Source organism: Actinoallomurus liliacearum, from assembly GCF_039542035.1.
Classification (GTDB): Bacteria; Actinomycetota; Actinomycetes; order Streptosporangiales; family Streptosporangiaceae; genus Actinoallomurus; species Actinoallomurus liliacearum.
The window spans coordinates 249614-262775 of sequence record NZ_BAABHJ010000012.1 but is presented as its reverse complement, the minus strand read 5'-3'; the positions used below and the strand labels follow the sequence as shown (position 1 = coordinate 262775).

The 13162-nt window shown below is 70.2% G+C and carries 10 protein-coding genes; 2 read left to right on the top strand and 8 right to left on the bottom strand.

Annotated features, from left to right (window positions below; all coding sequences use genetic code 11):
- The gene (locus tag ABD978_RS21760; protein ID WP_345357320.1) at positions 1-2718 is read left to right on the top strand and encodes a glycoside hydrolase family 3 C-terminal domain-containing protein; all 2718 of its coding nucleotides are present in this window, start codon (positions 1-3) and stop codon (positions 2716-2718) included.
- Between the two features lie 79 nt (positions 2719-2797).
- Here the strand turns inward: ABD978_RS21760 and gatB are convergent, their stop codons facing one another.
- The 7 genes from gatB to ABD978_RS21725 all read right to left on the bottom strand — a co-directional run bounded on the left by gatB (position 2798) and on the right by ABD978_RS21725 (position 12058).
- Entirely contained in the window at positions 2798-4297 is a 1500-nt protein-coding gene (gatB, locus tag ABD978_RS21755) for an Asp-tRNA(Asn)/Glu-tRNA(Gln) amidotransferase subunit GatB (RefSeq protein ID WP_345357317.1), read from the bottom strand.
- Positions 4298-4323: 26 nt separating this feature from the next.
- Positions 4324-5814, bottom strand: a complete 1491-nt coding sequence (gene gatA / locus ABD978_RS21750) for an Asp-tRNA(Asn)/Glu-tRNA(Gln) amidotransferase subunit GatA (RefSeq protein WP_345357314.1) — start codon at positions 5812-5814, stop codon at positions 4324-4326.
- Between the two features lie 2 nt (positions 5815-5816).
- Positions 5817-6170 (bottom strand): Asp-tRNA(Asn)/Glu-tRNA(Gln) amidotransferase subunit GatC, encoded by a 354-nt coding sequence (gene gatC / locus ABD978_RS21745; RefSeq protein WP_345357311.1) that lies wholly within the window; start codon positions 6168-6170, stop codon positions 5817-5819.
- Positions 6171-6278: 108 nt separating this feature from the next.
- Positions 6279-8375 (bottom strand): putative bifunctional diguanylate cyclase/phosphodiesterase, encoded by a 2097-nt coding sequence (locus tag ABD978_RS21740; RefSeq protein ID WP_345357308.1) that lies wholly within the window; start codon positions 8373-8375, stop codon positions 6279-6281.
- Positions 8376-8602: 227 nt separating this feature from the next.
- Complete coding sequence (gene ligA / locus ABD978_RS21735) at positions 8603-10768, bottom strand: NAD-dependent DNA ligase LigA (RefSeq protein ID WP_345357305.1); 2166 nt, start codon at positions 10766-10768, stop codon at positions 8603-8605.
- A gap of 132 nt (positions 10769-10900) precedes the next feature.
- Positions 10901-11530, bottom strand: a complete 630-nt coding sequence (locus ABD978_RS21730; RefSeq protein ID WP_345357302.1) for a hypothetical protein — start codon at positions 11528-11530, stop codon at positions 10901-10903.
- Positions 11531-11605: 75 nt separating this feature from the next.
- A complete protein-coding gene (locus ABD978_RS21725) occupies positions 11606-12058 on the bottom strand; it encodes a MarR family winged helix-turn-helix transcriptional regulator (protein ID WP_345357299.1) in 453 nt (150 codons plus the stop codon).
- 91 nt (positions 12059-12149) lie between these two features.
- Between ABD978_RS21725 and ABD978_RS21720 the strand changes: the two genes are divergently transcribed.
- A complete protein-coding gene (locus ABD978_RS21720) occupies positions 12150-12587 on the top strand; it encodes an SgcJ/EcaC family oxidoreductase (protein ID WP_345357296.1) in 438 nt (145 codons plus the stop codon).
- 89 nt (positions 12588-12676) lie between these two features.
- Here the strand turns inward: ABD978_RS21720 and ABD978_RS21715 are convergent, their stop codons facing one another.
- Positions 12677-13153, bottom strand: coding sequence for a YkvA family protein (locus ABD978_RS21715; protein WP_345357293.1), 477 nt, complete (start codon positions 13151-13153; stop codon positions 12677-12679).
- Positions 13154-13162 lie beyond the last annotated feature (9 nt).

Below are 13162 nucleotides of genomic sequence, written 5' to 3'. Positions count from 1 at the left end.
GTGAAGAGAAGACCACTCGCGCTGATCGCGACGGGAGCGGCGCTGTGCGCCGCCGTCGCGACCGGCATGCCCGCCGCGTCGGCGGACGACAGCACGCCGACGCCGATCTACCTCAACCCTCACTACTCGCCCGTCGAGCGTGCCGCGGACCTGGTCGGCCGTCTCACGCTGGCCGAGAAGGCCCAGCAGATGAACAGCAACATCGCGCCGGCGATCCCCCGGCTCGGTGTCGCGTCGTGGGGCTGGTGGAACGAGGCATCGCACGGCGTCGCCGCGATCACCAACAGCACGTCGAACCCGCCGCCCGCCACGAACACGACGTCCTACCCGGTCGACCTGGCGATGGGCAGCACCTGGAACCCCGACCTGGTCCACAAGGTCGCGAGCGCCATCGGTGACGAGGCCCGCGAGGTGATGCCGAACAACACCGAGAACCTCGACTTCTACTCCCCCACCGTCAACCTCGGCCGCGACCCTCGCTGGGGCCGCAACGACGAGACCTGGAGCGAGGACCCGACGCTGACCGCCGACCTCGCCGGCCAGTACGTCAACGGCCTGCAGGGCCAGGACGAGAACGGGAGGCTGCCGAAGTCGGCGAACGGCTACCTCAAGGCGGTGGCCACGCTCAAGCACTTCGCCGCCAACAACAGCGAGTTCAACCGCCGCACCGGCACGTCCGACATGGACCAGCGGACGCTGCGGGAGTACTACACGGCGCAGTTCCGCAACATCATCGAGAGCTCCAACCCCGGCTCGATCATGAGCTCCTACAACCGGGTCAACGGCGTCCCCGCCGCCGCGAGCGTCCAGCTGATGGACACGCTTGCCCGTCAGACGTGGGGCTTCGGCGGGTACTTCACCTCCGACTGCGACGCGGTGTACGAGATCCAGGGCGGCCACCACTGGCAGCCGCCGGGCGCGTCCGCCCCGCTGGACCAGTACGGCCGGACGGCCTACGCCATCACCGCGGGTGAGGATCTGGACTGCAACGGCGGCTACCACGACGCGTCCAACTACGGCAACACCGTCCCCGACGCGGTCGCCAAGCACATCACCACCCAGACCGGTGTCTTCAACGAGAACGACGTCGACGTCTCCCTCGTCCGACTGTTCTCCGCACGGATCCAGACCGGCGAGTTCGACCAGGAAGGCCGGGTGCCGTGGGTCCGCGACGCCCGCGCCCGCCTGGGCGGGACCACCTGGGTCAACTCCGACGCCAACAAGGCCGTCACCCAGACCCCGGAGCGGATCGCGCTCGCGCAGCAGGCCGCCGAGCAGAGCCTCGTGCTGCTGAAGAACTCCCCGGCCGCCGGCGCGAAGGACGGCCTGCTGCCGCTGAAGGTTCCCGCCAAGGGCTCCTACAAGGTCGCGGTCATGGGCGCCTACGCCAACCCGTCCCCGCTCTTCCTCGGCGGGTACGCCACCTACGAGGGCCCCTCCGGCGTCGCCAAGCAGGTCAACCCCTACCAGGGCATCAAGGCCGCGATCCAGAAGCTCAACCCGGACGCCACGGTCGACTACTACCCCGGCGTCACCGGCAGCACCCTGAACACGATCGACGACGCGTCCGTCGCGGCGGCCGACAAGTACGACGTGGTCGTCGTCATCGCGGGCACGAACTCCAGCAACTCACGTGAGGACGTCGATCGCACCACCCTGGCGCTGCCCGGCGCGCAGGCGTCGCTGATCAGCCAGGTCGCGGCGCGCAACCCGCACACCATCGCGTACATGGAGACCGTCGGTCAGATCGACACCAACAGCTTCCAGTCGCAGGTGCCCGCGATGCTGTGGAGCTCCTACAACGGGCAGGAGCAGGGTGCCGCGCTCGCCGACGTGCTGCTCGGCAACACCGACCCGAGCGGGCGGCTGCCGTTCACGTGGTACAAGGACCAGAGCCAGATCCCCGCGATCGGCGACTACGGCATCCGGCCCACGTCCACCAGCCACGGCCGCACCTACATGTACTTCAACGGGGACGTCACGTACCCGTTCGGGTACGGCCTGAGCTACACGAAGTTCACCTACTCGAACCTGAAGGTCGAGAAGAAGGTGGACGCGAACGGCACGGTCCACGCGACCGCGAAGGTCACCAACCACGGTGACACGCGGGGCACGACGGTGCCGCAGCTGTACGTGAGCACGCCGTTCGAGCCGGCCGCCAAGGAGCGCCCGGCCCAGCGGCTGGAGGCGTTCCAGAAGGTCGACGTGGGCCCGCACCGGAGCAAGACGGTCCGCCTGACGTTCCCGGCGTCCAAGCTCGCGTTCTTCGACGAGACGTCGAACCGCTACGTGGTCGACCCGGGCACGTACGAGCTGCGGCTCGGCGACTCCAGCGGGGACGTCGCGGCGAAGGCCGACATCAAGGTCGACGGCACGCTGAAGCCGTCGCCGTCGGTCGTCACCGCCAAGCCGGCCCAGGCCGGGGACACCGCCCAGGGCATCGTCCAGCGGGTGACCTTCGACAAGGGCACCACGATCGACCCGCAGCTCACGGTGTCGATGAAGGACGAGAGCGTCTACGGCTACGTCACCAAGGGCCAGAGCACGCCGCTGCCCGCGGGGGTGCGGGTGAGCTACCGCAGTGACGACCCCCGGGTGGTCAAGATCGAGGGCGACCGCGTCATTCGCACCGTCGGATCCGGCGTGGCGACCGTGACCGCGACCGTCCACTCCAATGAGGGGGCCGCCTCCACGACCTTCGTCGTCCGGGTTCCCTAGAGATCCTCGGTACGGCGGCGGCCCCGGACCCGTACGGGTCCGGGGCCGCCGTTCGTTGCCGTCCTGGCCGGTCGTGCCGTCAGCTCGTGAGCTTCTCGATGATCAGCTCGCGGGCCCGGCCGGCGTCGGCCTGACCGCGCGTCGCTTTCATGACCGCGCCGACCAGCGCGCCCGCCGCCGCGACCTTGCCGCCACGGATCTTGTCCGCGACGTCCGGGTTGGCGGCGATGACCTCGTCGATGACCGAGCCGAGCTGGCCCTCGTCGCTGACGACCTTCAGGCCGCGCTTCTCGACGACCTCGTCCGGCGTGCCCTCGCCGGCGAGCACGCCGTCGAAGACCTGCCGGGCCAGCTTGTCGTTGATGCTGCCCTCGGCGACGAGCGCGCTCACCCGCGCGACGTCGGCCGGGGTGACCGGCAGCGAGGCCAGCTCGACACTCTGCTCGGTGGCCCGCCGGGACAGCTCGTTCATCCACCACTTGCGGGCCGCGGCCGGCTCGGCGCCCGCGCGCACGGTGTCCTCGATCAGGTCGAGCGCGCCGGCGTTGACGATGTCCTGCAGCTCCTTGTCGGCGACGCCCCACTCGTCCTGCACCCGGCGGCGGCGGGCGGCGGGCAGCTCCGGAAGGCCGGCGCGCAGCTGCTCGACCCACTCGCGCGACGGTGCCATCGGCACCAGGTCGGGCTCGGGGAAGTAGCGGTAGTCCTGCGCCTCCTCCTTGCTGCGCCCGCTCGTCGTCGTGCCGGTGGCCTCCTGGAAGTGCCGGGTCTCCTGGATCACCTTGCCGCCCGCGTCCAGGACGCCGGCCTGCCGCTCGATCTCGAACCGGACGGCGCGCTCGACGGAGCGCAGCGAGTTGACGTTCTTGGTCTCGGTGCGGGTGCCCCACTCGGACGCGCCCTTGGGCATCAGCGAGACGTTCACGTCGCAGCGCATCGAGCCCTGCTCCATGCGCACGTCCGAGACGCCGACCGCGCGTACGAGCTCACGCAGTTCGGTGGCGTACGCCCGCGCGACCAGCGGCGCCTTGTCCCCCGTCGCGACGATCGGCTTGGTCACGATCTCGACGAGCGGGATGCCGGCCCGGTTGTAGTCGACGAGGGAGTGGTCGGCCCCGTGGATTCGGCCGGTGGCGCCGCCGACGTGCAGCGACTTGCCGGTGTCCTCCTCCATGTGGACCCGCTCGATCTCGATGCGGTACGTCTCCCCCTCGACCTCGACATCGAGGTAGCCGTCGACGCAGAGCGGCTCGTCGTACTGCGAGATCTGGAAGTCCTTCGGCATGTCCGGATAGAAGTAGTTCTTCCGGGCGAAGCGGCACCACTCGACGATCGAGCAGTTCAGCGCCAGGCCGATCTTGATGATGCCCTCGATCGCGGAGCGGTTCGTGACCGGCAGCGACCCGGGCAGGCCCAGGCAGACGGGACAGACCTGGGTGTTCGGCTCCGCGCCGAACTCGGTCGCGCACCCGCAGAACATCTTCGTCTTCGTGCCCAGCTCGATGTGGGTCTCGATGCCCAGCACCGGCTCATATCTCGCCAGCGCCTCGTCGTACGGCACGAGCGTTTCAGTGCTCATCGGTAGTTCAGTCCCTTCGGGCCCGATCAGAGTTCGGGGGCCTTGGCCAGGAGCGGGCCGCCCCAGCGGTCCTGCAGGGCACGCTCGACGGCGGCGCCGACGCGGTAGACCCGGTCGTCGGCGAGGACCGGCGCCATGATCTGCAGACCGACCGGCAGGGAGTCCTCGTCCGCCAGGCCGCACGGCACCGAGATCGCGGCGTTGCCGGCGAGGTTGGACGGGATCGTGCACAGGTCGGCGAGGTACATCGCCATCGGGTCGTCGGCGCGCTCGCCGATCGGGAACGCGGTCGTCGGCGTCGTCGGCGAGATCAGCACGTCCACCTGCTCGAACGCGGCGTCGAAGTCGCGTGCGATCAGCGTGCGGACCTGCTGGGCCTTGCCGTAGTAGGCGTCGTAGTAGCCGCTGGACAGGGCGTAGGTGCCGAGCATGATCCGGCGCTTGACCTCCGGCCCGAAGCCCGCGGCGCGGGTGAGCGCCATGACCTCCTCGGCCGAGCGGGTCTCGTCGTCGCCGACGCGCAGGCCGTAGCGCATGCCGTCGAACCGGGCCAGGTTGGACGAGCACTCCGACGGCGCGATCAGGTAGTACGCCGGCAGCGCGTAGGTGAAGTGCGGGCAGGACACCTCGACGACCTTGGCGCCGAGCGACTCGAGCAGCTCGACCGCCTCGTGGAACCGCGCCAGCACGCCCGGCTGGTAGCCCTCGCCGCCGAACTCCTTGACGACGCCGACCCGCAGGCCGGCGACCTCGGCGCGGCGCGCCGCCTCGACGACGGGCGGCACCGGCTGGTCGATCGAGGTGGAGTCCATCGGGTCGTGCCCGGAGAACGCCTCGTGCAGGAGCGCGGCGTCCAGCACCGTACGGGCCAGCGGGCCCGGCGTGTCGAGCGAGGACGCGAACGCGATCAGGCCGTACCGGGAGGAGCCGCCGTAGGTCGGCTTCATGCCGACGAGGCCGGTGACCGCGGCGGGCTGGCGGATCGAGCCGCCGGTGTCGGTACCGGTCGCCAGCGGCGCCTCGTACGCGGCGACGGCCGCGGAGGAGCCACCGGACGAGCCGCCGGGGATCGTATTCAGGTCCCACGGGTTGTGCGTGGCGCCGAACGCGCTGTTCTCCGTCGAGGAGCCCATCGCGAACTCGTCCATGTTGGTCTTGCCGAGGATGACCAGCCCGGCCTCGCGCAGCCGCCGCGTGACGGTCGCGTCGTACGGCGGGCGCCAGCCCTCCAGGATCTTGGAGGAGGCGGTCGTCGGCATGTCGGTGGTCGTGAAGACGTCCTTGTGCGCGATCGGCACTCCGGCCAGCGGGCCCAGCGCCTCCCCCGCCGCGCGGCGCTCGTCGACCGTGCGGGCCTGCGCGAGCGCGGTCTCCGGGTCGACGTGCAGGAACGCCTTGACGGAGCCCTCAACGGCGGCGATCCGGTCGAGGTGCGCCTGGGTGACCTCCACCGCCGACGCCTCGCCGGAGGAGATCAGCCCGGCCAGCTCGGCCGCGGTCTTCTTGATGATTTCCATGCTCACGCCTCCTCGTCGAGAATCCGCGGGACCTTGAAACGCTGCTCCTCGGCGGCGGGCGCGCCGGACAGCGCCTGGTCGGGCGTGAGCGAGGGCCGCACGTCGTCGGTGCGGAAGACGTTGGTCAGCGGCAGCGCGTGCGAGGTCGGCGGGATGTCCTCGGCGGCGACCTCCTGGACGCGCGCGACCGCGGAGATGATGTCATCGAGCTGGGTGGCGAGGTGATCGAGCTCGTCCTCGCGCAGCGCCAGCCGGGACAGCCGGGCGAGGTGCGCGACCTCATCGCGGGTGATGGCTCCGCCGCCGCGGGCCTGGCCCGCGGCGGCGGAGCCTTGGGCGGCGTGCTCGTTAAGCATGTCGAAACCGTTTCTGCGATCGATGGGTTCCCAGCCATCCTAGAGGGCGGCTGGAACCGGCCACGACCGGTTAACAAGCGGTTTACGCAGGCCTGGCGAAGAGGCGCGTCAGAGCGCGGCGCCCTCGGGCGCCTGGAGCTTCGTGACGTGCTCGCGCAGCCAGTCGGTCGCCTCCGCCGCGGTCATCGGCGGCTGGAAATGGTAGCCCTGGCCGGCGTCGCAGCCCAGGTTGCGCAGGAGGTGCTCGGTCTCGGGGTTCTCGACGCCCTCGGCGACCGAGCGCAGGCCGAGGGTGCGGGCCAGATCGATGATCGACCGGACGATGATGGCGTCGTCGCCCGCCTCGCGGAGCCGGCTGACGAAGGAGGCATCGATCTTGATCTCCTCGACCGGCAGGCTCTTCAGCCGGACGAGCGAGGAGTAGCCGGTGCCGAAGTCGTCCAGGCTGAGCGGGATGCCCAGTGCGGCGAGCGCCTGGACGGTGTCGGCGGCGTAGGCCGGTTCGTTCATCAGGATCCGCTCGGTGATCTCCAGTTGCAGCGCCTGCGGCGGCACCTCGTGCCGGAGCAGCCCGGCCGCGATCATCTCGGTGAGCGCCGAGTCGAGCAGGTCGCGGCCGGAGGCGTTGATGGCGACCTGGACACGCAGCCCGGCCTTCCACCAGCGCGCGACCTGGGTCAGCGCGGCGTCCACCACGAAGTCGGTGATGCCGCGCATGAGGTAGGTCTGCTCGGCGATCGGCAGGAACTGCTCCGGGGTCAGCAGGCCCTTCTGCGGGTGCCGCCAGCGCAGCAGCGCCTCCATACCGACCGGGCGGCCGTTGCCCAGGAACAGTTTGGGCTGGAAGAACAGCTCCAGCTCGCGACGGTCGATGGCGCGGCGCAGCTGCCCCTGCCGGCCGAGGCGTTCGGGCGAGTTGCGGTCCCGATCGGGTGAATAGATCTCCACCCCGGTGCGATTTTCCTTCGCCACGTACATCGCGACGTCGGCGCGCTGCAGCAGCAGTTCGAAGTCGGGCGCGTGGTCGGGGTGAAGCGCGATGCCGACGCTGGCCTCCAGGTCGAACGACATCCCGTCGAGGCGCACCGGTTCGTTCAGCGCGGCCCGGAGCCGCGCCGCGACCTCGCGGGCGCCGCGTGCGTCACGCACGGTGGGCAGCAGCACCGCGAACTCGTCGCCGCCGAGCCGCGCGACCAGGTCACCGGGCCGCACGCTGTGGGTGAGACGGTGCGCGACGAGCTGCAGGAGGCGGTCGCCGGTCGGGTGCCCGAGCGTGTCGTTGACCTCCTTGAATCGATCCAGGTCCAGAAGGAACAGGCCGACCCGCCGGGGCGGCTCGTGGTCCCGGCCCCGCGCGGTGAGGGCCCGCTCGGCCTCATGGCGCGCCTGTGCAAGCGCTTCCTCGGTGCGCATGATGAGGAGCTTGCGGTTGGGCAGGCCGGTGAGGCCGTCGTGCAGGGCCTGGTACTCGCGGCTGACCGACACCGAGGCGTTGATGTAGACCGCGATGAACGGCAGGACGAACAGCGGGACGAACGCCGCCGACCAGCTCATCACCACGACGACCAGCGGCGCCAGCCCGAGCAGCGCGCTGTGCACGAGGAGTTGCAGGCCGAGGTTCCAGCGCATGGTCTTGAGCACGGAGGTGCGCTCGTGCAGCGCGATCGCGGCGTTGACCAGCACGAGGTTGACCAGGAAGTACGCGACCCCGGCCAGCAGCGTGGTCGGCAGGTCGAGGGCGTGCGGCGTCCACGGGTCCGTCGGCGACGCCGTGACGCCGGACATCAGCAGCACCAGCCCGGCCGCGGCGAAGCTCAGGGTGTACTGCCCGACGTTGAAGGCGGTCCGGTGCAGGGCCCGCCGGCGCAGCATGCCGGTCGCCACCGTGGCGATGGCGTGCAGGAGCAGCGCGGTCGGCAGGCCGGCGTAGATGAGCGTGGCGAAGGTGAAGGTCGTGGAGACCGTCGCGCCGGTGGTCTCGGTGGAGCCCGGCGTGATGATCGGCTTGAGCTCGCCGGACACGATCAGCAACGCCAGGATCCAGAAGAGCGGGGCGCCGACCAGCGTCCGAAGGTCGCCGACGCTCAGGTAGGCGAGCGAGGTGGCAAGGGCCGCGACGCCGACCACCGTGACACAGACGACGTAGCTCCACAACGGAGAGCCACGCCGCGGGACCGTGTCCCGCGTGTTATTCGGGTCCTTCATCACGTCCTCGGGGGGTTACACCCAAACCTTGCGCTTTGGGGGGAGGCGATGGTGTTTGGACGGACACAAGTAGTGCTGAGGGGAGACTACGACGTCCGAGCAACTTCGCGGAACCGATTGCGCACGTTGCGTTACGCCTGCACCCGGCCGCCGAACCACCCCTCAGTAATCAATCGATACCGTACAGTATCGCCTCGCAGGTCAACATGACCAGATTCTGGGGACAATCACTCCTCTCCGACGGTCGCGATTTCCTTGGCCGCATCCGGCCCCTTCTCCAGCAGCACTTGGAAGCCCGCCTCGTCCAGCAACGGAACGCCCAGCTTGACCGCTTTGTCGTACTTCGACCCCGGGCTCTCCCCGTAGACGACGAACCCGGTCTTCTTCGACACCGAGCTGGACACCTTGCCGCCGAGATTCTGCACGGCCTCGGTCGCGGAGTCGCGGCTGAAGCCCTCCAGCGACCCGGTGATGACGACGGTCACGCCCTCCAGCGGCCGCGGGCCCGCCGCGGCGCCCTCGTCCTCCATCCGCACGCCCGCCCGGCGCCACTTCTCGACGATCTCGCGGTGCCAGTCGACGGCGAACCACTCCTTGACCGACGCGGCGATCGTCGGCCCGACGTCCTCGACCGCCGTCAGCTCCTCCTCCGACGCCTCGGCGATCCGGTCCAGCGAACGGAACTCCCGCGCCAGCGCCTGGGCGGCCGTCGGCCCGACGTGCCGGATCGACAGCGCGACCAGCACCCGCCACAGCGGCTGCTTCTTGGCCTTCTCCAGCTCCTCGAAGAGCTTCTCGACCGTCTTCTTCGGCTCACCGGACTTGTTCGCGAAGAAGGTGACGACCTTCTCCTCGCCCGTCTTCTCGTCGATCTTCGGAAGGCCGGTGCGCTGCTCGCGGACCACCGACTTGATCGGCAGCAGCTGCTCGACGGTCAGGTGGAACAGGTCGCCCTCGGTCCTGACCGGCGGGTCCGCCGGCTCCAGCGGCTGGGTGAGGGCGGTCGCCGCGACGTAGCCGAGCGCCTCGATGTCGAGCGCGCCCCGGCCGGCCACGAAGTAGAGCCGCTCCCGGAGCTGCGCCGGGCACTCCTTGGCGTTCGGGCAGCGGATGTCGACGTCGCCCTCCTTCTGCGCGCGCAGCTCGGTGCCGCACTCCGGGCACACGCTCGGCATGACGAACTCCCGCTCGGTGCCGTCCCGCAGACCGTCCACCGGGCCGACGATCTCCGGGATGACGTCGCCCGCCTTGCGCAGGACGACCATGTCGCCGATCCGCACGCCCTTGCGCTTGACCTCGTCGGCGTTGTGCAACGTGGCGTACGCGACCGTGGAGCCCGCCACCTTGATCGGCTCCATCACGCCGTACGGTGTCACCCGCCCGGTGCGCCCGACCCCGACCTTGATGTCGAGGAGCCGGGTGTTGACCTCCTCCGGCGGGTACTTGAACGCGATCGCCCAGCGCGGCCACCGGCTGGTCGAACCCAGCCGCCGCTGCAGCGCGAGCTGGTCGACCTTGACCACGACGCCGTCGATCTCGTACGCGGGCTCGTGCCGGTGCTCACCGTAGTACTCGATGAACTCCCGCACGTCGTCGAGGCCGTCGACGACCTTGTACCGGTCGCTGACCGGCAGGCCGAACGACCGCATGATCTCGTAGGAGTCCGACTGGCTGTCCGGCTGCTTGCCCCCGCGCCACGCGCCGAACCCGTGCACGATCATGCTCAGCGGACGCCGCGCCGTGACCCGCGGGTCCTTCTGCCGCAGCGAGCCGGCCGCGGCGTTGCGCGGGTTGGCGAACGGCGCCCTGCCCGCCTCGACCAGCCCCTCGTTCAGCTTCTCGAACGCTTCGACCGGCAGGTAGACCTCGCCGCGCACCTCCAGCAGCTCCGGAACGTCGTCGCCCTCGAGCTGGAGCGGCACGGCGTCGATCGTGCGGATGTTGTTGGTGACGTCCTCACCCGTACGCCCGTCGCCGCGCGTCGCGCCGCGTACGAGCCGGCCGTTCTCGTACGTCAGGTTGACCGCCAGCCCGTCGATCTTCAGCTCGCACAGGAAGTTGGCCACGGAGCCGACCTCCTTCTCCGCGCGGGTCAGCCACGCCGACAGGTCATCGGTGCTGAACGCGTTGTCCAGGCTCTGCATCCGCTCGAGGTGCTCGACCGTCGCGAAGTCGGTCGTGATCGGCGCGCCGACCTTCTGCGTCGGGGAGTCCGGCGTGACGAGCTCGGGGTGCTCGTCCTCGATCGCGCGGATCTCCCGCATCAGCCGGTCGTAGTCCGCGTCGCTGATCGTCGGGGAGTCGAGGACGTAATAGCGGTAGTTGGCCTCGTCGAGCTCCTGAGCCAGCTCCGCATGACGCTGCTGAACCGCGTCGGGTACGCCTGTCGCCACGTGTCTCTCCCTGCCTGCGACTGCCACTGCCTCTTAGTGTCTCGCGCGCCACCGACACTTCTGACCTGCGGCTCGGGGGGCTGACGCGGCTCCGCGCGCGGGCTTCGTCCGCCTCCGCGGCGCGCGCTCCCCTTAGAAGATCGCCTGGCCGAGCGCGACCAGGATCGCGGCGACGAAGCACAGCACCGTCGTGCCGGCGAGCACGGCGAACGACCAGCCGAGCAGGGGCAACAGTGTCCCCCAGGGACGCGGATTCGAGCGGATCGGCACGCCGGGCTCCAGCCGGACCCGCCTGGGGAGGACGCACAGCACCAGCAGCGCGAGAGCGGCGAGGCTCCCGATCCCGAAGACCCCTGCGAGACCCAATGCGGCGTTCGACAGGCCCGGCTGGGCGTACCCGCCGTCCGACCGCCGGCGCATCGTCATGGACCCGCCGACGTGGACTCGCGTGGCCGTGACGCGGACGACGTGGTCGACGGCCCCGCCCCTCGCCGGCACGAACGTCCCCGTGCAGTCCCGCCTGCTGCCGTAACCGGACGGGACGGTGTGACACTGTGCGGCGGTGAACGTTCCGGTCGTCCCGGCGAGCCCCGCCGCGTAGCGGAAGCCGTCGAACGGGAAGAGCATCAGTCGGCCCGCCAGGACGAGCACCCCGATCGCGACCAGCACACCCGCGACGCCGCGGAGCGCAGGCCCGGTGACCGAGCCCGCGCCGCGCTCCGGCCGTGCGGCAGTCCGCGCCGACCCGCCGTCGCGTCCCATGCCCTGTCCTCGCTCTCTTGGGACGGGCACCCCGCGATCGGCTCCTTGGGCACGGTCGTCAAGCGTCCGGCGCCGTCAACCGGTCCGCTCGCCGTGGAGCTCCGTCGTGGCCTCCAGATAGGCGTCGGCGGCGCGCGCGAAATAGTCGAAGAGGACGGCCCGCTCCTGGGGCGAGTAGCCCTGGACGATGGCGCCGATCTTCTGACGGGCCGGAGCCAGAGCCTCGTCGAGACCGCCGGGGCCGGCGACGAGTTCGACGATGACCTTGCGGCGGTCGTCCGGGGCGGGGACGCGGCGCACGTAACCGGCCTGCTCCAGGCGGTCGATCAACCGGGTGGTGGGCCCCGTGGTCAGGCCGGTGCGGCGGCCGAGTTCGCCCGGGGTCATGGAGCCGCCCAGCTCCAGGATGTTCAGCGCGTACAGGTCGGTCGCGCCCAGGTCGACGGCCTTGGCGCTGGCCTGGCCGTGCAGCAGCACGGCGCTGAGATAGCGCCGGTAGACCGCTCCCGCGTCCTCGGATGTTGACACGTCCCATGCCCCTCTCTAATCTCTTCCTCAGAGAAGATAAATCTCCAGAGAAGTAAGTTCTCAAGAGAAGCTACCAGAGGGAGTTTGAACCATGGACTCTTCCGCCGCCGCCGTCGCCGCCGTCCTGAACCGTCTCACCGCCGCCTGGAACGCCGGCAACGGGCCCGCCTACGGCGCGGAGTTCACCGCCGACGCCACCTACATCACCTACGTCGGCACGCTCTACATCGGCGGCACGGAGATCGGCACCGCCCACCAGGCCCTGTTCGAGAGCTTCCTCAAGGGCACCCGGCTCGCCAGCGAGATCGTCGACATCCGCTTCACCGGCCCCGACACCGCCGTCGTCATCACCCGCGGCGACGTTCACAAGGGGCGGCGCCCCGGCAGGCTCCACAAGATCCAGACCTACACCCTGGTCCGTCAGGAGACCGGCGACTGGAAGGTCGCCGCCTTCCAGAACACCAAGCACAAGGCCCTCATGGAGGCCATCTCCTTCAAGGCCCGGCCCGCGACCAGGCCCGCCGCCTGACCACACCGCACCTGACCGGAAACCTGTCCCCCCGGACGCCGGGGCGATCTCGTCCTGAGGCCGGCAGCGCACTGCCACCCGCGCACGAGTCACCGCCGCCTGAGTATTCGCCCTCGTTTCGACGTCCGATCCTCTGGCGTTGCCTCCTCACTCGTCGCGGACGGCGAGGCGCCGGCGAGGCGCAGGATCGCGGTCAGGCCGTCGCCGGCTCCAGGCCAGTGGCGTTCGACCGCCTCCGGGCCGGCGTGGCGGATGACCGAGCGCAGCGCGAGGGCGACGATGATGGCGTCGTCGGCGTACCCGATGATCGGGATGAAGTCGGGTACCAGGTCGATCGGGAGCAGCAGGTAGGTCAACAGCAGCCACAGCCGGATTCGTACGCCGCGGGGCAGGGTGGGATCGGCGGCCAGGCGTTTGAGCAGGCGTATTAGGTCGGGCAGCATCCGCAGGGCTTCGCGCAGCGCCGTCAGGTCGAAGCGGCCCTTGGTGATCCACAGCGCGGCGATGACCACGAGCCACAGCGCCGCGAGCCCGGCCACGACCGCGATCACGATGTCCCAGACCATGATGGCCTC